23 protein-coding genes and 1 pseudogene are annotated in these 23509 nt (G+C 73.4%); 6 read left to right on the forward strand and 18 right to left on the reverse strand.

The features are described from left to right. Positions 1-170 precede the first annotated feature (170 nt). Positions 171-1013 carry a M24 family metallopeptidase gene (locus tag BTM25_RS28525; RefSeq protein ID WP_103566733.1) on the forward strand — a complete coding sequence of 281 codons (843 nt, stop codon included), beginning with the start codon at positions 171-173 and terminating at the stop codon, positions 1011-1013. Further along, on the forward strand, positions 1010-2773 hold the full coding sequence (locus BTM25_RS28530) for an SDR family oxidoreductase (protein WP_103566735.1): 1764 nt from the start codon (positions 1010-1012) through the stop codon (positions 2771-2773). The genes BTM25_RS28525 and BTM25_RS28530 overlap by 4 nt, the downstream gene beginning before the upstream one ends. On the opposite strand, the gene BTM25_RS28535 is transcribed toward BTM25_RS28530, so the two are convergent. Then, complete coding sequence (locus BTM25_RS28535) at positions 2770-4071, reverse strand: NAD(P)/FAD-dependent oxidoreductase (RefSeq protein WP_103566885.1); 1302 nt, start codon at positions 4069-4071, stop codon at positions 2770-2772. The genes BTM25_RS28530 and BTM25_RS28535 overlap by 4 nt on opposite strands. Before the next feature lie 179 nt (positions 4072-4250). Between BTM25_RS28535 and BTM25_RS28540 the strand changes: the two genes are divergently transcribed. Next, the gene (locus BTM25_RS28540) at positions 4251-4685 is read left to right on the forward strand and encodes a CBS domain-containing protein (protein WP_103566736.1); all 435 of its coding nucleotides are present in this window, start codon (positions 4251-4253) and stop codon (positions 4683-4685) included. 28 nt (positions 4686-4713) lie between these two features. Here the strand turns inward: BTM25_RS28540 and BTM25_RS28545 are convergent, their stop codons facing one another. Both BTM25_RS28545 and BTM25_RS28550 read right to left on the reverse strand, forming a co-directional pair. Then, on the reverse strand, positions 4714-5622 hold the full coding sequence (locus BTM25_RS28545) for a hypothetical protein (RefSeq protein ID WP_103566738.1): 909 nt from the start codon (positions 5620-5622) through the stop codon (positions 4714-4716). A 224-nt stretch (positions 5623-5846) separates the two neighbouring features. Then, positions 5847-6608, reverse strand: coding sequence for an SIR2 family NAD-dependent protein deacylase (locus BTM25_RS28550; RefSeq protein WP_103566740.1), 762 nt, complete (start codon positions 6606-6608; stop codon positions 5847-5849). A 109-nt stretch (positions 6609-6717) separates the two neighbouring features. On the opposite strand from BTM25_RS28550, the gene BTM25_RS28555 reads away from it, so the two are divergent. Then, complete coding sequence (locus BTM25_RS28555) at positions 6718-7674, forward strand: sulfotransferase family protein (RefSeq protein WP_103566742.1); 957 nt, start codon at positions 6718-6720, stop codon at positions 7672-7674. On the opposite strand, the gene BTM25_RS29870 is transcribed toward BTM25_RS28555, so the two are convergent. The 5 genes from BTM25_RS29870 to BTM25_RS28575 all read right to left on the reverse strand — a co-directional run bounded on the left by BTM25_RS29870 (position 7658) and on the right by BTM25_RS28575 (position 12988). Continuing rightward, positions 7658-7807 carry a hypothetical protein gene (locus BTM25_RS29870; protein WP_168212272.1) on the reverse strand — a complete coding sequence of 50 codons (150 nt, stop codon included), beginning with the start codon at positions 7805-7807 and terminating at the stop codon, positions 7658-7660. The two genes, BTM25_RS28555 and BTM25_RS29870, sit on opposite strands and share 17 nt — an antisense overlap. Before the next feature lie 221 nt (positions 7808-8028). After that, entirely contained in the window at positions 8029-9924 is a 1896-nt protein-coding gene (locus BTM25_RS28560; protein WP_103566744.1) for an ABC transporter ATP-binding protein, read from the reverse strand. 178 nt (positions 9925-10102) lie between these two features. Next, the gene (locus BTM25_RS28565) at positions 10103-10894 is read right to left on the reverse strand and encodes an enoyl-CoA hydratase/isomerase family protein (protein ID WP_103566745.1); all 792 of its coding nucleotides are present in this window, start codon (positions 10892-10894) and stop codon (positions 10103-10105) included. Positions 10895-11060: 166 nt separating this feature from the next. Then, positions 11061-11273, reverse strand: coding sequence for a helix-turn-helix domain-containing protein (locus tag BTM25_RS28570; protein ID WP_103566747.1), 213 nt, complete (start codon positions 11271-11273; stop codon positions 11061-11063). Positions 11274-11389: 116 nt separating this feature from the next. Next, on the reverse strand, positions 11390-12988 hold the full coding sequence (locus tag BTM25_RS28575) for an ABC-F family ATP-binding cassette domain-containing protein (protein ID WP_103566749.1): 1599 nt from the start codon (positions 12986-12988) through the stop codon (positions 11390-11392). 273 nt (positions 12989-13261) lie between these two features. On the opposite strand from BTM25_RS28575, the gene BTM25_RS28580 reads away from it, so the two are divergent. Together BTM25_RS28580 and BTM25_RS28585 are read left to right on the forward strand one after the other, a co-directional pair. Further along, positions 13262-14023, forward strand: coding sequence for a VOC family protein (locus BTM25_RS28580; protein ID WP_103566750.1), 762 nt, complete (start codon positions 13262-13264; stop codon positions 14021-14023). A 52-nt stretch (positions 14024-14075) separates the two neighbouring features. Then, the gene (locus BTM25_RS28585) at positions 14076-14471 is read left to right on the forward strand and encodes an ABC transporter permease (RefSeq protein ID WP_103566752.1); all 396 of its coding nucleotides are present in this window, start codon (positions 14076-14078) and stop codon (positions 14469-14471) included. Positions 14472-14507: 36 nt separating this feature from the next. Here BTM25_RS28585 and BTM25_RS28590 read toward each other — a convergent pair whose 3' ends face one another. The 10 genes and pseudogenes from BTM25_RS28590 to BTM25_RS28635 all read right to left on the reverse strand — a co-directional run bounded on the left by BTM25_RS28590 (position 14508) and on the right by BTM25_RS28635 (position 23507). Beyond that, positions 14508-14888 (reverse strand): metal-sulfur cluster assembly factor, encoded by a 381-nt coding sequence (locus BTM25_RS28590; protein WP_103566753.1) that lies wholly within the window; start codon positions 14886-14888, stop codon positions 14508-14510. After that, positions 14885-15340: a Fe-S cluster assembly sulfur transfer protein SufU gene (gene sufU / locus BTM25_RS28595; RefSeq protein WP_103566755.1), complete on the reverse strand. Its 456-nt coding sequence runs from the start codon at positions 15338-15340 to the stop codon at positions 14885-14887. The genes BTM25_RS28590 and sufU overlap by 4 nt, the downstream gene beginning before the upstream one ends. 44 nt (positions 15341-15384) lie before the next feature. Further along, complete coding sequence (locus BTM25_RS28600) at positions 15385-16668, reverse strand: cysteine desulfurase (protein WP_103566756.1); 1284 nt, start codon at positions 16666-16668, stop codon at positions 15385-15387. Further along, a complete protein-coding gene (gene sufC, locus BTM25_RS28605; protein ID WP_103566758.1) occupies positions 16665-17432 on the reverse strand; it encodes a Fe-S cluster assembly ATPase SufC in 768 nt (255 codons plus the stop codon). Before sufC ends, BTM25_RS28600 begins: the two co-directional genes overlap by 4 nt. Before the next feature lie 24 nt (positions 17433-17456). Then, positions 17457-17774, reverse strand: coding sequence for a non-heme iron oxygenase ferredoxin subunit (locus BTM25_RS28610; RefSeq protein ID WP_103566760.1), 318 nt, complete (start codon positions 17772-17774; stop codon positions 17457-17459). Further along, on the reverse strand, positions 17771-18895 hold the full coding sequence (sufD, locus tag BTM25_RS28615; protein WP_103566761.1) for a Fe-S cluster assembly protein SufD: 1125 nt from the start codon (positions 18893-18895) through the stop codon (positions 17771-17773). The genes BTM25_RS28610 and sufD overlap by 4 nt, the downstream gene beginning before the upstream one ends. Continuing rightward, positions 18895-20307, reverse strand: a complete 1413-nt coding sequence (sufB, locus tag BTM25_RS28620) for a Fe-S cluster assembly protein SufB (RefSeq protein WP_103566763.1) — start codon at positions 20305-20307, stop codon at positions 18895-18897. Before sufB ends, sufD begins: the two co-directional genes overlap by 1 nt. 533 nt (positions 20308-20840) lie before the next feature. Continuing rightward, positions 20841-21110 (reverse strand): annotated as a pseudogene (locus tag BTM25_RS31010) (helix-turn-helix domain-containing protein); the annotation flags it as partial. 73 nt (positions 21111-21183) lie between these two features. Continuing rightward, the gene (locus BTM25_RS28630; protein WP_103566766.1) at positions 21184-22080 is read right to left on the reverse strand and encodes a universal stress protein; all 897 of its coding nucleotides are present in this window, start codon (positions 22078-22080) and stop codon (positions 21184-21186) included. Further along, positions 22077-23507: an amino acid permease gene (locus BTM25_RS28635; RefSeq protein ID WP_235828754.1), complete on the reverse strand. Its 1431-nt coding sequence runs from the start codon at positions 23505-23507 to the stop codon at positions 22077-22079. Before BTM25_RS28635 ends, BTM25_RS28630 begins: the two co-directional genes overlap by 4 nt. Positions 23508-23509 lie beyond the last annotated feature (2 nt).

The following is a 23509-nucleotide window of genomic DNA, read 5'->3' on the forward strand; positions in this document are numbered from 1 at the left end:
TCCGGCGGGCAGGTGCGGGTTTTCGGCACTCGTGGTGCTCCTGGGGCTGCTGGTTTTGTCGGTACGGGACGAGGTTCGCATCTCGGCTTTGTCGGGTTTGGTGTTAATGTGGCCTGCGTCACTTACCGTACGGCTTGACCCTGGTTCAGTGCAGGCGGTTAATTAACACCGTGTCCAATAAAGTCGCGCTCGCCCGTACCGACGACGCCGCGGAACTCGACCGGTTCCGCGAGATCCAGCGCCTCTGCTACCAGTGCGCCGACGAGGTCGCCGCCACGCTGGAGCCCGGCGTGACCGAACGCGAGGCGTGCCGCCGCATGCGCCGCTGGCTGCTCGACCACGGCGTGGACGACTGGCTGCACGTCCCCTTCGCCTGGTTCGGCGACCGGACGGCCTTCCGGGGCTTCCGGATCCCGACCCAGTTCCTCCCGACCAACGTCCGGCTGGAAGAGGGGATGCCCTACATCCTCGACTTCGCGCCCGTCCGGGACGGCTACTGCGCCGACATCGGGTACGCGGGCGTCCTCGGCGAGAACCGCGTGTGGGAGCAGGTCGACGCCGACCTCGCCGCGCACCGCGAGCTGATCCTCGGGCTCGTCCGCGAGCGCCGCCGGTTCGCCGACATCTACGCCGAGGTGGACGCCCTCATCGACCGGCAGGGCTACCAGAACCGGCACCGCAAGTACCCCGGGCGCGTCATCGGGCACCAGGTCGGCGTGATCGGCGGGCTGCTGCCGAAGGGCGTCGCGTTCCCGTTCGGCGTCCGGTTCCTCCAGACGATCGGGCGCGAGCTGGTCAAGGAGCGCCTGGCCGGACGGTCGCCGCTGTGGAACGGCGCCCGGCAGTCCCAGCATCCGCCGACGCCGGGCCTGTGGGCCGTCGAGCCGCACATCGGGTTCCGGGGCGTCGGCGTGAAGTTCGAGGAACTGCTCGTCGTCACCGAGGACGACGCGTACTGGCTCGACGACGACCTGCCCCACGTCCGCCGCTGGGCCGCGCGGGCGGAGTCGTGAGCACCGGGGACGTCCGGGTCCGGCGCGTGCGCGGCGACGGCGTCGACCTCGCCGTCTACGAGCAGGGCGACCCGGCCCTGCCGACCGTGCTGCTCGTCCACGGCTACCCCGACACGCACGCCGTGTGGGACGAGGTCGCGGCGCGGCTGGTCGATCGGTTCCACGTCGTCCGGTACGACGTGCGCGGGTCCGGCGCGTCGTCGCGGCCGTACGGACGCCGCCGCTACACCTTCGCCTACCTCATGGCGGACCTGCGGGCCGTGCTGGACGCCGCCGCGCCCGACCGCAAAGTCCACCTCGTCGGGCACGACTGGGGGTCGATCCAGTCGTGGGAGGCCGTCCGGACGATGCCGGACCGGTTCGCGTCGTTCACCTCGATCTCCGGGCCGTCCCTGGACCACGTCGGCCGCTGGACGCGCGGCAAGCTGCGCCGGCCCACGCCCCGGAACCTGCGGCGCCTCGCCGGGCAGGGCCTGCGGTCCTGGTACATCGGGTTCTTCCAGACGCCGCTGGTGCCCGAGGCGCTGTGGCGCGCGGGGATCGGACGGCCGTTCGCCCGCGCGCTGGAGACGGGCGAGGGCGTCGCGCCGCGTCCCGGCCATCCCGCCCGGACGCTGCCGCGCGACGGCTCGGCCGGGGTCGGGCTCTACCGCGCCAACATGGCGGAGCGGCTCCTGCGGCCCCGCGACCCGAGCACCGCGGTGCCGACGCAGGTGATCGTCCCGACGCGGGACCGGTTCGTGTCGCCGCACCTCGTCGGCGGGCTCGGCGCGCACGTCCCGGACCTGTCGCTGCGGACGATCGCGGCCGGGCACTGGGTGCCGCGCAGCCGTCCGGACGTCGTCGCCCGCTGGATCGCCGAGCACATCGGACGCGTCACCGGCGCGCCGCTCGCCCCGGCGCAGGAGCGCGCCGTCCGCCGCGCCCGGGTCGGCGCGGACCGGCGTCCGTTCGAGGGCGCGCTCGTCGTGGTGACCGGCGCGGGCAGCGGCATCGGCCGCGCGACCGCGCTGGCCTTCGCCGAGCGCGGCGCCGAGGTCGTCGCGGCCGACGTCGACGGCGCCGCCGCCCGCCGGACCGCCGAGCTGGCGGGCCTGCTCGGCCCGGCCGCGCACGCCCGCGAGGTCGACGTGTCCGACCGCGCCGCGATGGAGGACTTCGCCAAGGCCGTCGAGCACGACCTCGGCGTCCCCAACGTCGTCGTCAACAACGCCGGGATCGGCATGGCGGGCTCGTTCCTCGACCACACCGAGGACGACTGGAAACGCGTCCTCGACGTGAACCTGTGGGGCGTCGTCCACGGCTCCCGGCTGTTCGCGGCGCAGATGAAGGCGCGCGGCGAGGGCGGCCACATCGTCAACACGTCGTCGGCGGCGGCCTTCACGCCGTCGCGGACGCTGCCCGCCTACGCGACGAGCAAGGCCGCCGTCCTCATGCTGACCGAGTGCCTGCGCGCCGAGCTGCGCGGCGACGGCATCGGCGTCACGGCGATCTGCCCGGGGATCGTGAACACCAACATCACCCGGACGTCCCGTTTCGTCGGCCGCAGCGACGCCGACCAGGAGACCGACCGCCGCCGCGCGTCCCGCGCCTACGCGCTGCGCGGCTTCGGCCCCGAACGCGTCGCCGAGCAGATCGTCGCCGCGGTCCGCCGCGACCGCGCGGTGGTGCCCGTCACCCCCGAGGCGCGCCTGGCCCACCTCCTCGCCCGCGTCTCGCCCGCCGCGATGCGCCGCCTGGCCCGCCTCAACCTCGGCTAGGCGGTGTGTTCGAGGTCGGCGAGGGCTCCGGTGCGGGTGTCGAGGAAGCCGAGGCGGATCAGGTCGTCGCCGCCGAGGCGGTGCAGGGTCCAGTTGCTGAGGACGCGGGCCTTGGCGCGCAGGCCCGGGACGGTCAGCAGGTGGTAGCCGCTCGTGACGGCCTGCGCCGGGAGGCCGGTGAGGCCGAGGCCGAGCGGGCGGGCCACCGCCTGACCGCCGCCGAGGTCCACCACCAGGCCGAGGTCGCGGTGGCGGTACTCGGTGAGGTCGGCGCCGCGCAGTGAGGCGACGACGTTGTCCGCCGCCACCTCCGCCTGGCGGCTCGCGTGCTGCGCGGTCGGCGGGCAGACGGCGCCGTTGCCCTTCGCCAGGTCGGGGACGGCGGCGGCGTCGCCCAGCGCGAACACGTCCGGACGGCCCTCAAGGACCAGGTTCGCACCGACGATCAGCCGGCCGCGCTCGGTCGGCGCCGCCATCGCGCCGACGAACGGCGCGGGCTTGACCCCGGCCGTCCAGACCGCCGTCCGGCAGGGCAGGACGCGGCCGTCGGTGAGGACGGCCTCGTCCTCGGTCAGCCGGTCCAGGCTCACGCCGAGCCGGATGTCGACGCCGCGCTCCCCGAGCTTGCGCCGCGCCACCTCGCCGAGCCGTCCGCCGAGTTCGGGCAGGAGGCGGTCGGCGACGTCCACGAGCGTCCAGCTCAGCAGCGCCGGGTCCAGCCGGGGGAAGCGCCGCATGGCCTGCGCGGTGAGCAGTTGCAGGTTCGCGGCCGTCTCCACGCCGGAGTAGCCGCCGCCGACGACGAGGAAGCCGCACCGCGCCGCCCGCTCGGCGGGGTCGCGCGCGATGCTCGCCAGCTCCAGTTGCGCGACGACGTGGTCGCGCAGGTAGACGGCCTCGGCGAGGTTCTTCATGCCGTGGCCGTGCTCGTGCAGGCCCGGGATGTCGAACGTCCGGGTGACGCTGCCGGGGCACACGACGAGACGGTCGTAGTGCAGGGTGGTCGTGCGGCCGTCGATGGTGTCGACGTCGACCGTCCGGGCGCGCAGGTCCACGCCGCTCGCGGTGCCCGGGACGAGCTGGGTGTGCCGCAGCAGCCGGTGCAGCGGCCCGGCGATCGAGCGCGGGTCCAGCACGCCGGCCGCGACCTGCGGCAGCAGCGGCTGGTAGAGCGTGTAGCCGAACGGCGACACGATGCGGATCTGGGCCGCGTGCGGGCGGAGCGTCCGTTCCAGCCGGCGCGCGACGCTGTAGCCGGCGAACCCGGCTCCGATGATCACAATGCGGGGTGCGGGCACGGTCGTTCCTCCGTACGGTTCGGCTGCCGATTCATCACGGTACGTGACGACGTCGGAGCACTTCGCGAGCGGGGTGCCCGTCACCGCACGTCAAGTTCCCCGCCACGGCCTTTTCCGCTCCCCGAATCCATGCGACCGTGTCCGTACCCGCCCCAACGGAAATGCGGAGTGTGACCCCCATGCGCATCCGGGACATCCTGCGGAGGAAGGGCGACCTCGTCGCCACCGTGCCGCCCGCCACCACCGTCCGCGACCTGCTGTCCGTCCTCGCCGAGCACAACATCGGCGCCGCCGTCGTGTCGGCCGACGGCGCCGCGATCCACGGCATCGTGTCCGAGCGCGACGTCGTCCGCCACCTGCACGCGCGCGGCGCCGGGCTGCTCGGCGTGACCGTCGCCGAGATCATGACCGCGCACGTCCGCACGTGCTCCCCCGACGACCGCGTCGAGGACGTGCGCCGCGCGATGACCGAGCACCGCTTCCGCCACCTGCCCGTCGTGGTGGACGGGCGGCTCACCGGCATCGTCAGCATCGGCGACGTCGTCAAGAGCGCCATCGACGCGCTGGAGAGCGAGCGCGAGCACCTCGTCGATTACATCCAGCAGTCGCCCTGACCCGGCGGTGCGGGGGCGGCGACGGGCGTCAGTGCTCGGCCGCGTGCGACGTCAGCACGGACACCAGGTCCGGCGGGAGCACGAGCGCGTCGCCCTCGTACCGGGTCTCCAGGAGCGTCAGCTCGCCGCCGCGCCACCAGTACAGGTGCGGGCTGAGCGAGCCGGGGCCGTCCTCGTAGGCGCGGTGCGCGTGCGCCTGCAGCTCGGCCGCCGCCGTCGCGGCGGCCCGGTACCGGGCGCGGACGTCCGGGCCGCCCGGACGCAGCGGGTGCGCGACGACCAGGCCCCGGTTGGGCGCGATGACCAGCGCGCCCCGCGACCCCATCGGCAGGTACTCCTCCAGCCACGCCAGGTGCGTGACGGCGTAGAACGTCCAGCCGTGCAGGACCGACACCCGCACGCCCGCGAGGTCGCGCTCCTCGTGCTCCAGCGGCCCGTCGGCGCGGACGTTGGCGCGGCCGAGCATGAACAGCGCGTCGCCCGAGACCGGCCAGCCGTCCATCTCGTCGGTCGTGACCGTCCGGACGGTCGTCGGCGTGTCCACGACGACGACCTCGATGAGACCGGGCGCGAACGGCCGCGCCGCCAGCACGCCGTTGTCGGCCTCGGCCGGGTAGATGCGGGTGCGCAGCAGGTGCTGGGCGAGGTCGAAGTCGCTGAGGTCCAGCGGCTCCTCGATGGCCGTGACGATCGTCGTGACGTGGTCGGAGACGAGTGCGGGCCAGTCGTCGCGCGGCACGAGCCGGGCGAGCTGGCGCAGCGTGCGCATGCTGACGTGGAGGCGGTTGGACCGGCCGTCCGGCCCGGTGCCCTCCAGTTGCACGACGTCGCCGGGGAACGTGGCGCAGGCGTAGCCGAGGCTCTCGGCGACGAGGTGCAGCAGCGAGTCCAGGGTGCCGTCGTGGGTCGGCTCGGGCCGCGCGTGCCGTCCGGTCATCGGGGACCTCCCTCGGGGGCTGGACCGCAGCCCGGAGCGGTCCAAGCGGACGCGCCGGCGATGCGGCCGGCACGGCGTGTCCAGGGCAGGACGGAACCGTCCCCGCCCGCCCCCCGGCGGGCTCCCCCGTGTCCCAACCCGACCCCTCCTCCCCGTGCGACCTACTGAGAATCGCAGGAGTTGGCCGCCGGGGAAAGGGGTCACCGGTCACGAAGGGCCAACGATCAGGACGGCGGGGCGAGGACCGCCGCGACCAGCTCCGGCAGGGCGGTTCCGATGGGTTCGCGCACGACGGCGGCGGCGATCGGGTCGTAGGGCGTCTCGGCGGCGTTGACGACGATCAGCGCGGCTCCGTGCTCCACGGCCTCCAGGCACAGCCCGGCGGCGGGCTGGACGGTCAGCGACGTCCCGACGGCGAGGAACAGGTCACAGGAGCGGGCGGCGCGGACGGCGGCGTCCAACACGTCCTGGTCCAGCGCCTGCCCGAACGAGATCGTCGCCGCCTTCTGGACGCCGCCGCACTCGGGGCACGGCGGGTCGTCCTCCCCGGCGGCGACGCGGGCGAGGACGTCCGGCATCGGCGTCCGCAGCCCGCAGGCCAGGCACTCGGCCTCCAGCATCGTCCCGTGGATCTCCAGGACGGCGGCGGACCCGGCCCGCCGGTGCAGCCCGTCGATGTTCTGCGTGACGAGCGCGCGCAGCCGTCCGGCCCGCTCCAGGTCCGCCAGCGCGCGGTGCCCGGCGTTCGGCTCGGCGCCCCACACGGCGTGGTCGCGGCGCATCCGCCACGTCTCCCGGCGGACCTCAGGATCGGACAGGTAGGCGCCGATCGTGGCGCGCTCGGCGGCGTTCGGGTCCCGCGTCCAGAGCCCCTCGGCGCCGCGGAAATCGGGGATGCCGCTGTCGGTGCTGATCCCCGCTCCGGTGAGGACGGTGATCGCCGACGCCCGCGGCAGCGCGGCGGCGAGGGCGGCGGGAAGCTCCATGAGATCCAGGCTACGGCCCGGTACGTCCGGGTACTCCCCCGATGTCCCGGAGGGCGGACACCACAGGAACCGCGCGCACCTCCACCGGGATGACAAACTGGGAAGTCATATGAGGTCCACGCCGCACATCCTGGTGATCCACGGCACGAAGGTCCGCCGCCCGGTGTTCGTCCTGGGCGCCCCCCACTCGGGTGCGGACCTGGTCGCCCGTGCCGTGAAGCGCTCCGCCGGGTTCCATCTGACGTCCGGGCGCCCGAGCGTCCTGCGCGTCACGTACGCGTTCGCGCGCCGTCCCCAGATCGCCGCCGACCGGGTCGTGGGCGCCGCGCGCGTGCTGCGCGACGCCTACGCCGAGTCGTGGCAGATCTCCGCGGGGTCGTGCGCGGAGTGCCCGCCCGAGTGCCGGGAGCTGGCCGGGCTGCGGCTGCGCGCGGGCGCGTCCCGCGCGGAGGCCGAGCGGACGGGCCCGTGCGTGGAGCCGCAGCGCGTCGAGCGGTTCGGCGACGCCTCGCCCGACCTGCTCTACAGCGCGGACGTCCTGCTGGACGCCTTCCCCGACGCCCAACTCGTCCAGGTGATCCGCGACGGCCGCGACGTCGTCGCCGACATGCTCGGCGACGAGCGCTGCCTGGCGTGGTTCCGGCCGGGCCTGGCGAACCTCGACACGGTGTTCCCGAACCCGTTCCTCGGCGTCGAGGACGTCGAGGACCGCGACCGCTGGCCGTCGGCGGCGCCCGCCGTGAAGTGCGCGCTGCGCTGGCGCGGCGCGGTCCGGCTGAGCGCGAGGCTCCGCGCGCAGACGCCCGAGGACCAGCTCCTCACGCTGCGCTACGAGGACCTCGTCCGGCGCCCGACCGAGATCGCCCGGACGCTGTCGGCCTACCTGGCGGCCGACATCTCCACCGGGACCGTCGCGGGCCTCGTGCGGCCCCGCGACCGCCGCGCGGCCGAGCCGGAGACGGGGATCTGGCGCGACCGGCTGTCGCCGCGCCAGGTCGTCCAGGTCGAGCGGGTCGCCGAGACGGAGCTGACCCGCCTCGGCTACGCGCTCAGCGACGGCGGATGACGGCGGCGCGGTCGGCCATGTCCGGGCCGAGCCAGCCGATGGCGACGCCCGCGGCGCCGAGTCCGACGAGCAGCACGGTGTAGCGGCCCGGTCCGGTCCTGATGGCCCGGTCGGGGCGGATCGGCATGCGCATGGCACTCCCTCCTCGCGGTCCGGGAGCGCCCGCACCGGCGCGTCCCCGGGACGCGGCCCGCCGGTCTCTCCCCTCCCCGCCACGGTGCCGTCCCCGGGTGTCGCCGGGGTGACCGGCGTCCCGCGACGGCGGGAAGAGCGGCCGACCTGCGCCTCCGCCCCCTGCCCGGGGGCGGCGGCGCCACACGGCGGCGTGACGAGCCTCACATCGTAGCGGGCGCGTCAGTCGGCGGCGAGGGACGGCGCGGTCTCGCCCTGGCGGGCGAACTGGGTGCGGTACAGCTCGGCGTAGAGGCCGCCCTCCAGGAGCAGTTCCTCGTGCCGTCCGTGCTCCACGATCCGGCCGCCGTCGATCACGAGGATCTGGTCGGCCTCGCGGACGGTCGAGAGCCGGTGCGCGATCACCAGCGACGTCCGGCCGGCGAGCGCGGTCTGCAGCGCCCGCTGCACCGCCGCCTCCGACTCCGAGTCCAGGTGGGCGGTGGCCTCGTCCAGGACGACCACCGACGGCGCCTTGAGCAGCAGCCGCGCGATCGCCAGCCGCTGCTTCTCGCCGCCCGACAGCCGGTAGCCGCGGTCCCCGACGACCGTGTCGAGCCCGTCGGGCATCGCGGCGATGAGGTCCCCGACGTGCGCGGCGTCCAGCGCGGCGAGGATCTCCGCGTCGGTGGCGCCCGGCGCGGCGTAGCGCATGTTCTCCCCGATCGTGTCGTGGAAGAGATGCGCGTCCTGGCTGACGACGCCGACGGTCGAGCGCAGCGACTCCAGCGTGACGTCCCGGACGTCCGTGCCGCCGACCCGCACCGACCCGCCGGTCGCGTCGTACATCCGCGACACCAGGTGCGTGATCGTGGACTTGCCCGCGCCGGACGGCCCGACGAGCGCGACCATCTGCCCCGGCTCGGCGGTGAAGTGGACGTCGTGCAGCACCTCGCGGCCCGGCGACGTGTCGCCGCGCGCGATCGACTCCAGCGACGCGAGCGAGATCTCGTCGGCCCCCGGGTAGCGGAACCGGACGTGGTCGAACTCCACCGCCGGGGCCTGCCGCGCCGCCGGGAGCGCCCGCGCGCCGGGACGGTCGTCGATGAGCGGCTTCAGGTCCAGCACCTCGAAGACCCGGTCGAAGCTGACGAGCGCGGTCATCACGTCCACGTGGACGTTGGACAGCGCCGTCAGCGGCCCGTACATCCGGGTGAGCAGGGTCGCGAGCGCGACGAGCGTGCCGAGCTGGAGGCCGCCGTCCACGACGAGCGAGCCGCCGACGCCGTAGACCATCGCGGTCGCGAGCGACGCGACGAGCGTGAGCGCGGTGAAGAACACCCGTCCGTACATGGCCTGGACGACGCCGATGTCGCGGACCCGCGCGGCGCGGCCGGAGAACCGGTCCTCCTCCTCGGCGGGCCGTCCGTACAGCTTGGCGAGCATCGCGCCCGCCACGTTGAACCGCTCGGTCATGAGCGAGCTCATCTCGGCGTCGAGCTGCATCGACTCGCGGCTGATCCGCTGGAGCTTGCGGCCGACCCACTTGGCGGGCAGGACGAACACCGGCAGCAGCGCCAGCGCGATCAGCGTGACCTGCCAGGACAGGATCAGCATCGTGATCAGCACGACCACCAGGCTGATCACGTTGGTGACGACCGACGACAGCGTGCTGGTGATGGCCCGCTGCGCGCCGATGACGTCGGAGTTGAGGCGGCTGACCAGCGACCCGGTCTGGGCGCGCATGAAGAACGCGACCGGCTGCCGCTGGACGTGCGCGAAGACCTGGGTGCGCAGGTCGTAGATCAGTCCTTCGCCGATCCGCGCGGAGAACCAGCGCTCGGCGAGCCCGAGGACGGCCTCGACCAGCGCGAGCCCGGCGACCGCGACCGCGAGCCAGACGACGAGGTGCATGTGGCCGGGGACGATCCCCCGGTCGATGATCGACTTGAGCAGCAGCGGGTTGGCGACGACGATCAGCGCGCCGAACGCGTTCAGCCCGAGGAAGATCAGCAGTTCGCGGGTGTAGGGACGCGCGTACCCCGCGATGCGCCGGACGGTGCCGGGCTTCAGCCGCTCGCGCGTGACCGAGCTGTCCTTCCGGAACGACGCCATGACCTGCCAGCCGGTACCCGGCATTCCCACCGCGGCCTCCCCGGGGGTCGAAGGGCGCCGTCGTCGGCGCCGTAATCAAGTAAGCATCTGTTCGCGCTCGGGACAACGCCGGATCCCGGACGGCCCTTCCTGAGTCCGCTATCGGCTGAAAACAGGACGGCCCGGACCCCTGATCGGGGATCCGGGCCGGGCCGCGCCGTGATCAGCCGGGCAGGCCGCCGAACATCTCGCGGAGCCGCCCGGCCTGCTCGCGCCGCTCGGCCGCGCACTGCGCCGCCAGGTCGTTGCCGGGCGCCTCCAGCAGCAGCCGCTTGGTCGCGACCGCCGCGCCCGCGTTCACCGCGAGCAGCGACGCCACCAGGTCGGCGACGGCCTTGTCCAGTTCCCCGGCGGGCGCGGTGATCTCCGCCAGGCCGAGCCGGGCGGCCTCCTCGGCGCCGACCGTCCGGGCCGTCAGGCACAGCTCCAGCGCCCGGTTCACCCCGACGATCTCCACCAGCGGCTTGGTGCCGGTCAGGTCGGGGACGAGCCCGAGCGCGGGCTCCTTCATGCAGAACTTCACGTCGTCGGCGACGACGCGGATGTCGCAGCCCAGCGCGAGCTGGAAGCCCGCCCCGATCGCGTGGCCGTGGACCGCCGCGACGGTGACGAACTCGGGGCGCCGCAGCCAGGTGAAGCCCTCCTGGAGGTCGGCGATGAACGCGTCCAGGTCGTCCTCGCCCGCCGGGAAGCCGCCGCCCCCGGAGAACATCGACAGGTCGATGCCCGCCGAGAACGAGGGCCCCTCCCCCCGCAGCACGACGACGCGCACGTCGGCGGGCAGGGAGCGGCCGATCGCGGCGAGCGCGCGCCAGGTCGCGAACGTCATCGCGTTGCGGCGCTCGGGACGGTCCAGCGTGACGGTCGCGACGGCGCCGTCGACGTCCAGCCGCAGCCCGGCCTCGGCCAGCGCGGCGTCGTCCGGCAGGCCCGCGGCGTACTGCGCGTCCCCCATCGTGTTCCCCTTCCGCCTCGGAGCAGTCACCGGCGCGGCGCGCGCGGGCGCCGTCCGGCGGCGGGGTCCGGGGGGACTGTCCGCCCGGCCGCCGCCGCGACCGAACCCTACTCGGTCGGGCGCGGCGGCGAGGCGGGCGGGCGGCACGTCCGGGACGGGCGCCGGGTCAGGACTTGCGGCCCCGCGTCGCGCCGCCGCGACCGCGCAGGTTGACGCCGGCCTCGGTGAGGATCCGGTGGATGAAGCCGTAGGAGCGGCCGGTGGCGGCTGCCAGGGCGCGGATGCTCTCGCCGGAGTCGTACCTCTTCTTCAGCTCCGTCGCCAGCTTGTCGCGCTCGGCACCGGTCACGCGGGTGCCCTTCTTGAGGGTCTCGGCCACGAGTACCTCCCGTAGTGATGTGGTGACCGCTGCGTTATCCCCCGCCATGATCAGTCATTCCCGCGCGTTCGGCTACCCACTCGGAGATAAAAGATCGACGGAAGTCACCGTGCAGGTCACGCGAGTGCCACCAGATCGGCGAACTCGTCACTCCAGATGTCTTCCACACCATCGGGCAGCAAAATCACTCTTTCCGGCGCCAGCGCGTCGACCGCGCCCTCGTCGTGGGTGACGAGGACGATCGCGCCGGCGAACGTCCGCAGCGCGGCGAGGATCTCCGCGCGGCTGGCCGGATCGAGGTTGTTGGTCGGCTCGTCCAGGAGCAGGACGTTCGCGCTGGACACCACGAGCATCGCCAGCGCGAGCCGGGTCTTCTCCCCGCCCGACAGGACGCCCGCGGGCTTGTCGACGTCGTCGCCGGAGAACAGGAACGAGCCGAGGATCTTGCGGACCTCGACCGGAGCGAGGTCGGGCGCGGCCGACTGCATGTTCTCCAAGACCGAGCGGGCCACGTCCAGGGTCTCGTGCTCCTGCGCGTAGTAGCCGATCCGCGCGCCGTGCCCGGCCATGACCGCTCCGGTGTCGGGCTTGTCGACGCCCGCGAGCATCCGCAGCAGCGTCGTCTTGCCCGCGCCGTTGAGGCCGAGGACGACGACGCGGCTGCCCCGGTCGATGGCGAGGTCGACGTCGGTGAAGATCTCCAGCGAGCCGTAGGACTTGGACAGCCCCTCGGCGGTGAGCGGCGTCTTCCCGCACGGCGCCGGGTCCGGGAAGCGGATCTTGGCGACCTTGTCGGCCTGCCGCTCGCCCTCCACCCCGGCGAGGAGCTGGCGGGCGCGGCGGTCCATCTGCTGCGCGGCCTTGGCCTTGGTCGCCTTCGCGCGCATCTTGTCGGCCTGCGACAGCAGCGTCGCGGCCTGCCGCTGGGCGTTGGCCGTCTCGCGCTTGCGGCGGCGCTCGTCGGTCTCGCGCTGCTCCAGGTACTTCTTCCAGCCGACGTTGTAGAGGTCGATGACGCTGCGGTTGGCGTCCAGGTGGAACACGCGGTTGACGACGACGCCCAGCAGGTCCACGTCGTGGCTGATCACCACGAGGCCGCCCTGGTGGGACTTCAGGAAGTCGCGCAGCCACACGATCGAGTCGGCGTCGAGGTGGTTGGTGGGCTCGTCCAGCAGCAGCGTGTCCGCGCCGGAGAACAGGATCCGCGCCAGCTCGACGCGGCGGCGCTGCCCGCCCGACAGGGTGCCGAGCGGCTGGCCGAGCACGCGGTCGGGCAGGCCGAGGCTGGACGCGATCGACGCGGCCTCGGCCTCGGCGGAGTAGCCGCCGAGGACGTGCAGCCGGTCCTCCAGGCGGCCGTACTTGCGGACGGCCTTGTCCCGCGCGTCGCCGGTCGCGGTGGCCATCGCCTCCTCGGCGGCGCGGAGCTGGCGGATCACCTCGTCCAGGCCGCGCGCCGACAGGATGCGGTCCCGGGCCAGCTCGGAGAGGTCCACGCCGCGCGGGTCCTGCGGGAGGTAGCCGATGGCGCCCGAGGACGTCACCGACCCGCCGGCGGGCTGCGCCTCGCCCGCCAGCACCTTGGTGAGGGTCGTCTTGCCCGCGCCGTTGCGGCCGACCAGGCCGACCCGGTCGCCGGGGTTGACGCGGAAGGTGACGCCCTCCAGCAGCAGCCGGGACCCGGCGCGCAGCTCGATGTCGTTGGCGATGATCACAGTGACTCAGGGCTCCCCTGACGGAAGGCTCGGCGGACGGCACGGAACGGCTCGCCTGCGGGGGGTCCGCGGCGCGCCCGGGGGCTGTCAGGGCGGGAGCACGACCACCCGATCAAGTGTACGGGACGTGCCCGCGCGGCGCGCACGCGTGCGCGGAGGCGCCCGCCTCGGGCGTTCCGACGTCGTCCCGGTCCAGGTCGGGCGCGTGCGCGGGGCGGCCGGCGGGCAGGAGGGGGCGCGACCGCCGGACCGTCCGGCGGCGAGGAGGCACCGATGACCCATCTGACCGGAAACGCGCCCGCCGGGACTCCGGACTGGCTCGACCTCACCACCAGCGACCCCGCGAGGACCCGGCAGTTCTACTCGGCCCTGCTCGGCTGGGACTACGAGGAACTCGGCCCCGAGGCGGGCCACTACACGCTGTGCCGCAAGGACGGCCGTCAGGTCGCCGCGATCATGCCGGGCCCGGTGGAAGGCGACGACGGCGTGCCCGGGTGGACGGTCTACTTCGCCGCCGAGGACTGCGACGCGACCGTCCGGCGAGTGACCGACGCGGGCGGCTCGGTGCCCGTCCCCGCCGACGACGTCATGGACCAGGGCCGGATGGCGATCGTCCAGGACACGGCGGGCGGGCGGTTCGGGCTGTGGGAGGGCCGCGCGCACACCGGGGCCGAACTCGTCAACGAGCCCGGGTCGCTCGTCTGGAACGAGCTGGTCACCGCCGACCCGGGCGCCGCCCGGCGGTTCTACGCGAGCGTGTTCGACCACGACGCCGAGCAGCTCCCGGCGAGCGACGACCTCGACTACACGACCCTCGCCCGGCCGGACGGGCACATCATCGGCGGAATCCACGGCATGCCCGACACGCCCGCGACGTCCTGGCTGACCTACTTCGGGGTGGAGGACGCGGACCGGGCCGTCGCGGTCGTCCGGGACGAGGGCGGCATCGCCGGCAACCCGTGGGACTCCCCCTACGGCCGCGTCGCCGACGTCCGCGACCCGGTCGGGACGCCGTTCCGCGTGCTGGCGGGCTGAGCCCGGCGCGTTGCCCGCGCCGCGTGATCCGCGATCGGGGAAGATGTCGGTCATGTGGATCGCGTCGGAACGCCGCAGTCTCAGCCGGTGGCTGGTCCCCGGCCTCGTCCTCGCCGCCGGGGCGGTGGTGGGCGCCGTCCTGGCCCTGGACGGGCGCGGGCGGACCGGCCTGGTCGCGCTCGCGGTGCTCGCCGGGTACGCCGCGCATCTCGGCTACCGGCGGCACGAGCCCGCACTGCCGCTCAGCGAGGCGTTCGGCAGCGGGCACCGGGCGCGGGCGCACCTGCGCTCGGCCGCGATGACCGGCGACGTGCTGACCGCCGCGATCGTCGGGACGCTCGTCGTGCAGGCGCTGCGCGGCGCGGACGTCACGCCGTTCGCGTGGCTGGCGCTCATCGCGGGCGCCACCTACGCGTTCTCGGCGCTGGTGGCGGGCCGGGCGCTGTGAGCCCCGGGTCCCGCGCGCGGCGGGACCCGGGACCGGTCAGACGTTGAAGCCGAGCGCCCTGAGCTGGTCGCGGCCGTCGTCGCTGATCTTGTCGGGGCCCCACGGCGGCAGCCACACCCAGTTGATCTTGACGTCGGAGACCAGGTCCGCCAGCGCGCTGTGCGCCTGGTCCTCGATGACGTCGGTCAGCGGGCACGCCGCGCTGGTCAGCGTCATGTCGAGCGTGGCGACGCCGTCGCTGAGGTCGACGCCGTAGACGAGCCCGAGATCGACCACGTTGATGCCGAGTTCGGGGTCGACCACGTCCTTCAGGGCCTCCAGCACCTCCTCCTCGGGGGAGGCGTCGGCGAGCGCGTCCACACCCGTGGTGGGGACGGCCTCGGTCGGGGCGGCCTCGGCCGCGGTGTCGTCGGTCATGATGCCTCTCCAAGAGCGCGCGCGGTCGCGTCCTTCCAGGTCATCCAGCCCAGCAGGGCGCACTTCACGCGCGCGGGGTACTTCGACACGCCGACGAAGGCGACGGCGTCCTCCAGGACGGCCTCGTCCGGCTCGATCTTGCCCTGGGACTGCATCAGCTCCAGGAACGCGTCGCCGATCGCCAGCGCGTCCTTCACGGACTTGCCGATGACCAGGTCGGTCAGGACCGACACGCTGGCCTGGCTGATCGAGCAGCCCATCGCGTCGTAGGAGACGTCGGCGACGACCGCGTCCGGGCCGTCCCCGGTCAGGTGGACGCGCACCGTCGCCTCGTCGCCGCACGTCGGGTTGACGTGGTGCGCCTCGCCCTCGAACGGCTCCCGCAGCCCCTTGTTCTGGGGGTTGCGGTAGTGGTCGAGGATGACCTCCTGGTACATCGCCTCTAGCTGCATGGCTTCCTTTCCCTGTCCCTCCGGGGGGACAACCGGCGCGGGGCTCAGGCTGTTCCGAAGAACTTCTGGGCGTGCCGCACCCCGTCGGCCAACGCGTCGACGTCGGCCAGGGTGTTGTAGACGTACAGGCTCGCGCGCGTCGTGGCCGGGATGCCGTACCGGCGGCAGATCGGCGCCGCGCAGTGGTGCCCGACCCGGACCTCGACGCCCAGTTCGTCCAGCACCTGGCCCACGTCGTGCGGGTGGATGTCGTCCACGACGAACGACACCGCGCCGCCGCGCGACTCGACCGTCCCCGGGCCGACGATCCGCACGCCCGGGATCTCGCCGAGGCGCTCCAGCGCGTACCCGAGCAGGATCTCCTCGTGCGCGTGGACGCGGTCCATCCCGAGTTCGGACAGGTAGTCGCAGGCCGCGCCGAGCCCGACGGCCTGCGCGACGTTCGGCGACCCGGCCTCGAACCGCTGCGGCGGCGGCAGGAACGTCGACTCCTCCATCCGCACGACCTCGATCATCGAGCCGCCGGTGATGAACGGCGGCATCGCCTCCAGCAGTTCCCGGCGGCCCCACAGGACGCCGATGCCGGTCGGGCCGAGCATCTTGTGGCCGGAGAAGGCGAGCAGGTCGGCGCCGAGCGCGGTGACGTCCACCGGCATGTGCGGGACGGACTGCGCCGCGTCCACCACGACGAGCGCGCCGACGGCGTGGGCGCGGGCGGCGATGGCCTCGACCGGCGTGATCGTCCCGAGGACGTTGGACTGGTGGGTCAGCGCGACCAGCCGGGTCCGCTCGTTGACGAGCCCGTCGAGGTCGTCCAGGTCGAGCCGGCCGTCGTCGGTGAGGCCGAACCAGCGCAGCGTCGCCCCGGTGCGGCGGCAGAGCTGCTGCCACGGCACCAGGTTGGCGTGGTGCTCCATCTCGGTGACGACGACCTCGTCGCCGGGGCCGAGCCGGAACCGCTCGGCCTCCGGGCCGGACGTCGCGGCGTTGCTCATCGAGTACGCGACGAGGTTCAGCGCCTCGGTCGCGTTGCGCGTGAAGACGATCTCGCCGGGGACCGCGCCGATGAACGTCGCGATCGTGGCGCGGGCGCCCTCGAACGCGTCGGTGGCCTCCTCGCCGAGCAGGTGCGCGCCCCGGTGGACGGCCGCGTTGTGCCGCTCGTAGAACTCGCGTTCGGCGTCCAGCACGGCGGCGGGCTTCTGCGACGTCGCGCCCGAGTCCAGGTAGACGAGCGGACGCCCGCCGCGGACCGTGCGCTGCAGGAGCGGGAAGTCCTTCTTCAGCTCGGCGGGGAGCAGCCCCGCGTCCTGGGTGGTCCCGGTCATGACGACGCGCCCGCCTTGACGTACTTCTCGTAGCCCTCGTTCTCCAGCACGTCGGCCAGCTCGGGGCCGCCCGCCGCGACGACCCGGCCGCCCGCGAAGACGTGGACGAAGTCCGGCTTCACGTACCGCAGGATCCGCGTGTAGTGGGTGATGAGCAGGACGCCGGTGTCGCCGCCCGCGCCGAACCGGTTCACGCCCTCGGACACGACCTTCAGCGCGTCCACGTCGAGGCCGGAGTCGGTCTCGTCCAGCACCGCGATCCGCGGCTTCAGCATTTCGAGCTGCAGGATCTCGTGGCGCTTCTTCTCACCGCCGGAGAAGCCCTCGTTCAGGCTGCGCTGGGCGAACGCCGGGTCGATGGACAGCGCGTCCATCGCGCCCTTCATCTCCTTGGTGAAGTCGCGCAGCTTCGGCGCCTCGCCGCGCACGGCGGTGACGGCCGAGCGCAGGAAGTTCGACACCGACACCCCCGGCACCTCGACCGGGTACTGCATCGCGAGGAACAGCCCGGCGCGGGCGCGCTCGTCCACGCTCATCGCGAGGACGTCCTCGCCGTCCAGCGTCACGCTCCCGGAGGTCACCGTGTACTTCGGGTGCCCCGAGATGGCGTAGGCGAGCGTGGACTTCCCGGACCCGTTGGGCCCCATGATCGCGTGGGTCTCGCCGGCCCGGATGGTCAGGTCGACCCCGCGCAGGATCTCCTTCGCGCCTTCGGCGCCTTCCCCGACGGAGACGTGGAGGTCGCGGATCTCAAGCGTGGCCATAACTGTGTGCGCTCTCTTCGTGGATCAGTCGTCGGAGCCGAGCGCGACGTACACGTCGCCGTCCTCGACCTTCACGCGGTACGTGGCCACCGGCTGGGTCGCCGGCGGGTTGGTGGGCTTGCCGGTGCGCAGGTCGAAGCACGATCCGTGCAGCCAGCACTCGATCGTGCCGTTGTAGACCTCGCCCTCGGACAAGGAGACCTCGGCGTGCGAGCAGATGTCGTTCACGGCGAACACGTCGTCGCCGGCGCGGACGACCGCGACGGGCGTGCCGCCGATCTCGACCGCGAGCGCGCCGTCGGCCGGGACCTCCGCCAGCGGGCAGACCTTCACGAAGCTCATCGGTCCAGCTCCGCCTCGATCGCTTCCTCGACCTTCGCGCGGACCTCGGGGACCTCGATGCGCTCCACGAGCTGCCCGAGGAACCCGCGGACCACCATGCGGCGGGCCTCGTCGGCGGGGATGCCGCGCGCCTGGAGGTAGAACAGGTGCTCGTCGTCCAGGCGGCCGGACGCCGAGGCGTGCCCCGCCCCGACGACCTCGCCGGTCAGGATCTCGAGGTTCGGCACCGAGTCGACGCGGGTCCCGTCGGTGAGGACGAGGTTGCGGTTCAGCTCGTAGGTGTCGGTGCCCTCGGCCTCCGCGCGGATCACGACGTCCCCGATCCACACGGCGTGCGCGTCGGCGTCCTGCAGCGCGCCCCGGTAGTCGACGCGGCTGCGGCAGCGCGGCCGGTCGTGGTCCACGAACAGCCGGTGCTCCAGGTGCTGGCCGCCGTCGGCGAAGTAGACGCCGTACAGCTCGGCGTCCCCGCCGGGGCCGTCGTAGACGACCGACGGGGAGATCCGCACGAGGTCGCCGCCGAGCGTGACGTTGTGCGAGACGAACCGGGCGTCCCGGCCGAGCCGCGCGTGCTGGTAGGACACGTGGACGGTGTCGTCGTCCCAGTCCTGGAGGCCGATCACCGACAGCGAGGCGCCGTCGCCGACGACGAACTCGACGTTGTCGGCGTAGGTCGCCGAGCCGCGGTGCTCCAGCACGACGGTGGCCCGCGCGAACGGCTCCAGCACGACGGCGGTGTGCCCGAACGACGCGGCCGAGGCGTCCTCGCCGCGCAGGCGCAGGACGACCGGCTCGGTCAGCTCGGTCTCCTTCGGGACGGTCACGATCGTGGCCTGGGCGAACGACGCCCACGCCTGCGCGCTGACCCGGTCGCCCGGGACGAACGAGCGGCCGAGGCGCGGGTCCTCGCGGCCGACCGTCTCCACGGTCGCGCCGGCCGCCGCGACGGCCTCGGCGATGACCTTGCCGTGCGCTTCGGCGGCCCCGTTGTGCAGGCCGCGCAGGCGGCGCAGCGGGGTGAACCGCCACTCCTCCTCGCGTCCGGTCGGGACCTCGAAGTCGGCGACGTCGAAGGACGCCCGCTCGTGCAGTGTCGAGACGGGCCGCTGTTCCAGACCCATCAGCCGACGGCCCCTTCCATCTGCAGCTCGATCAGGCGGTTCAGTTCGAGCGCGTACTCCATCGGCAGCTCGCGCGCGATCGGCTCCACGAACCCGCGGACGATCATCGCCATGGCCTCGTCCTCGCTGAGGCCGCGGCTCATCAGGTAGAAGAGCTGGTCGTCGGACACCTTGGAGACCGTGGCCTCGTGCCCCATCTCGGCGTCGTCCTCGCGGACGTCCACGTAGGGGTAGGTGTCGGACCGGCTGATCTGGTCCACGAGCAGCGCGTCGCACTTGACCGTGGCCTTGCTGTGCGCCGCGCCCTCCTGGATCTGGACGAGCCCGCGGTAGGACGTCCGGCCGCCGCCGCGCGCCACCGACTTGGACACGACGCTGCTGGAGGTGTTCGGCGCGGCGTGGACCATCTTGGCGCCCGCGTCCTGGTGCTGGCCCTCGCCGGCGAACGCGATCGACAGCGTCTCGCCCTTGGCGTGCTCGCCGAGCAGGTAGACGGCGGGGTACTTCATCGTGACCTTGGAGCCGATGTTGCCGTCGACCCACTCCATCGTCGCGCCCTCGTAGGCGACGGCGCGCTTGGTGACGAGGTTGTAGACGTTGTTCGACCAGTTCTGGATCGTCGTGTAGCGGACGCGGGCGTCCTTCTTCACGACGATTTCGACCACGGCCGAGTGCAGCGAGTCCGACTTGTAGATCGGAGCGGTACAACCTTCGACGTAGTGGACGTAGGAGCCCTCGTCGGCGATGATCAGCGTCCGCTCGAACTGGCCCATGTTCTCGGTGTTGATCCGGAAGTAGGCCTGGAGCGGGATCTCGACGTGGACGCCCGGCGGGACGTAGATGAACGACCCGCCCGACCACACCGCCGTGTTCAGCGCGGCGAACTTGTTGTCGCCGACCGGGATCACCGAGCCGAAGTACTCCTGGAAGATCTCCGGGTGCTCGCGGAGGCCGGTGTCGGTGTCGACGAAGATGACGCCCTTCTCCTCCAGGTCGTCACGGATCTTGTGGTAGACGACCTCGGACTCGTACTGGGCGGCGACGCCGGCGACGAGGCGCTGCTTCTCCGCCTCGGGGATGCCGAGCTTGTCGTAGGTGTTCTTGATGTCCTCCGGCAGTTCCTCCCAGGAGGCCGCCTGCTTCTCGGTGGAGCGGACGAAGTACTTGATGTTGTCGAAGTCGATGTCCGACAGGTCCGATCCCCAGCTCGGCATCGGCTTCTTGTCGAACAGCCGGAGGCCCTTGAGGCGCAGGTCGAGCATCCAGTCCGGCTCGCCCTTCTTGCCCGAGATGTCGCGGACGACGTCCTCGTTCAGGCCGCGGCGGGCGGACGCGCCGGCGGTGTCGGTGTCGGCCCAGCCGAACTTGTACCGGTCGAGCCCTTCCAGCTCAGGGTGGGCAGCCGTCGTCATAGGGAGGTCCTCCCGGACTCCTCGTCGGTCGTGGTCGCGTCGGCGCCGTTCCCTGCGCACAGGGAACGCGGGCTGACGTGGGTCGTGCAGATGCCGTCGCCGTGGGCGATCGTCGCGAGCCGCTGCACCGGGGTGCCGAGCATCCGGCTGAACGCCTCGGTCTCGGCCTCGCAGAGCTGCGGGAACTCGGCCGCGACGTGCGCGACCGGGCAGTGGTGCTGGCACAGTTGCTCGCCGCCGCCCGGCGGCGGCGCCTTGCCCGCGGCGGCGGCGTAGCCGTCGCCCGACAGCGCCTCGGCCAGCCTGCGGACCCGCTGGTGCGGCGGGGCGGCCTGGACGGCGGGACGGTGCCGGCGTTCCAGCTCGCCGATCTGGCGCCGGGCGAACTCGGCCACCGCGCGCTCCCCCGCCGTCTCGGCGAGGAACCGCAGCGCGCTGGTCGCGAGGTCGTCGTAGGCGTGGACGAAGGCGCTCCGGCCGGACTCGGTGATCGCGAACCACTTGGCCGGACGGCCCCGGCCGCGCCGCGACTGCGGTCGCGCCCGGCGGATCTCGATCATGCCCTCGGCGAGCAGGGCGTCCAGGTGCCGGCGGACGGCCGCGGGCGTCAGGCCCATCAGCTCGCCGAGCGCGGACGCCGTGATCGGCCCGTGTTCGAGGATGTGCCGGGCGACGCGGGCGCGCGTGTCGCGCTCCCGCTGGCCCGACGGCGCGCCGACGGGCCGCGCGTCCGCGGTTCCGGCGTTCGTCTCCTCGCTCACGTTTTTCACAACGTCAGTGTGCCCTAATTGCTTCCCGGCCACCAACGGAACGTCCGATGTCGTCCCTCACGCAGGTAAGCCTTACCTAATAAGGCGGAAAGGGCCGTGGCACCGGTCATTCCGGAAGGCTTCCGCGCGGCAGCACGACGATGGGGCAGGAGGCGGCGCGCACGATTTTTCCGGAGCTTTCGCCGAGGAACACCTTACGGATGGGTCCGTCGTGGCTCGACTGGCAGGCCAGCAGTTCCCCGGGAAGCAGGACGAGCGAGCGCAGGGCCGCGCCGATCCCGGCGCCCTCGGCCGCCTCCGTCGTGATCGCGAGGCCGGCGGGGAGCCGGTCGCGCAGCCGGGCGGCCGCGTCGGCCAGGTCCTCCTCGGCCGCGGCGAGCGCGCGGGCGACGACGTCCTCGGCGCCCCGCCGGAACCGGGCGGGCAGCCCCGCCGGGCGCGGCACGAGCGAGACCAGCCGGACGGGCGCGTCCAGCGCGGCGGCCAGGCGGGCCGCGCCGGGCAGCGGGTCCTCCCGGCCCCGGCGGTAGGCGACGGTCAGCCGCTCCAGCCGGGGCGGCGGGGCGTCGGCGAAGCCGAGCGGGGCCAGCAGGACGGGCACGGGCGCGCCGTGCAGGAGCTGGTCGGCGGTGCTGCCGACGGCGACGCCGCCGCGCCGGCCGCCCGGCGCGGACCCGATGACGATCAGCCCGGCCCCGGCGGCGCGGGCCGCCTCGGCCAGGCCCCGGCCGCTGCCCCGGTGCGGGTGGGAGACGTAGCCGGTGTCGGCGCGCTCGCCGAGCTGCCCGGCGGCCCGGTCGAGCACTTCGGCGGAGTGTTCGCGCAGGTAGGCCGTCCATTCGGCGTCGACCGAGCCGGGGCCGCGCGCGGGCCAGCCGGGCGGCCGGACGTTCGCGACGGTCAGCCGCGCCCCGGTCGCGCGGGCGTACAGGTCGGCGAGGGCGAGCGCGTCGTCGCCGCGCTCGTCGGCGGTGTAGCCGGCGAGGACGGGCGCCGGGGTCATGGCGTGCCTCCGGGGTCGCTGTTCAGGCGGGAGTGGCGGCGGCCGTAGAGGAAGTAGGCGACGAGCCCGCCGAGCGTCCAGAGCGAGAACACGACCCAGGTGACGCCGCTGAGCTTCACCATCAGGTAGCCGCAGAACGCGACGCCGAGCAGCGGCGTGACGGGGAAGAACGGCGTGCGGAAGCCGCGCGGCATGTCCGGGCGCGTCCGGCGCAGCACGATCACGCCGACGTTGACCATCGCGAACGCGAACAGCGTGCCGATGCTGGTCGCGTCGGTGAGCCGGCCGAGCGGGACGGCCGCGCCGAGCACGGCGATGAACCCGGCGACGATCACGGTGTTGGCGACGGGCACCCGGCTGCGCGGGTGGACGCGCTGGAAGATCGGCGGGATGAGCCCGTCCCGCGACATCGCGAACAGGATGCGCGTCTGCCCGTACATGACCGTCAGGACGACGCTGGCGATGGCGATCACCGCGCCGAGCGACAGGACGACCGACGGCCAGGTCGCGTGGGTGGCGCGTTCCAGCACGGTCGCCAGCGACGCCTCGCCGCCGCTCTCCTTGAATGCGCTCAGCGGCATCGCGCCCACGGCCGCCAGCGCGACCAGCACGTACAGCGCAGTGACGATCGCCAGCGACGCGACGATCGCGAGCGGCAGGTCGCGCCGGGGGTTGCGCGCCTCCTCCCCGGCCGTGGACGCCGCGTCGAAGCCGATGTAGGAGAAGAACACCTTCGACCCGGCCGCGCTGACCCCGGCGAACCCCAGCGGCGCGAACGGCTTCACGTTGCCGGACCGGAACGCCGTGAACGCGACCGCGCAGAAAAACAGCAGCACGCCGGTCTTCAGGAACACCATGACGACGTTGACGGTCGCGCTCTCGGACGTCCCGCGCAGCAGCAGGAGCGCCGACAGCACGACGATCACCACCGCCGGGACGTTGACCAACCCGCCCTCGCCCGGCGGGCTGCTGATCGCCGCCGGGAGCGTGTACCCGAACCCCTGGTCGAACAGGTCGTTGAGGTACTGGCCCCAGCCGACCGCGACCGCCGAGACCGACACCGCGTACTCCAGCATCAGGCACCAGCCCGACACCCACGCGACCAGCTCGCCGAGCGTCGCGTAGGAGTAGGAGTAGGACGAGCCCGACAGCGGGATCGTCCCGGCCAGCTCGGCGTAGGACAGCGCGGAGAACAGCGCGGTGACGGCCGCCAGCAGGAACGCCACGACGACGGCCGGGCCGGCGAGCGGCACCGCCTCCCCGAGCACGACGAAGATGCCGGTGCCGAGCGTCGCGCCGACGCTGAACAGCGTGAGCTGGAGCGGGCTCATGGTCCGCTTCAGCTCGCCGCCCTCGCCCGCGCCGCTCTCCCGGACGAGCCGGTCCACCGGTTTCGTCCGGACGAGGCTGCGCAGCAGCGCCCGCACGC

This window comes from Actinomadura rubteroloni (genome assembly GCF_002911665.1).
Classification (GTDB): domain Bacteria; phylum Actinomycetota; class Actinomycetes; order Streptosporangiales; family Streptosporangiaceae; genus Spirillospora; species Spirillospora rubteroloni.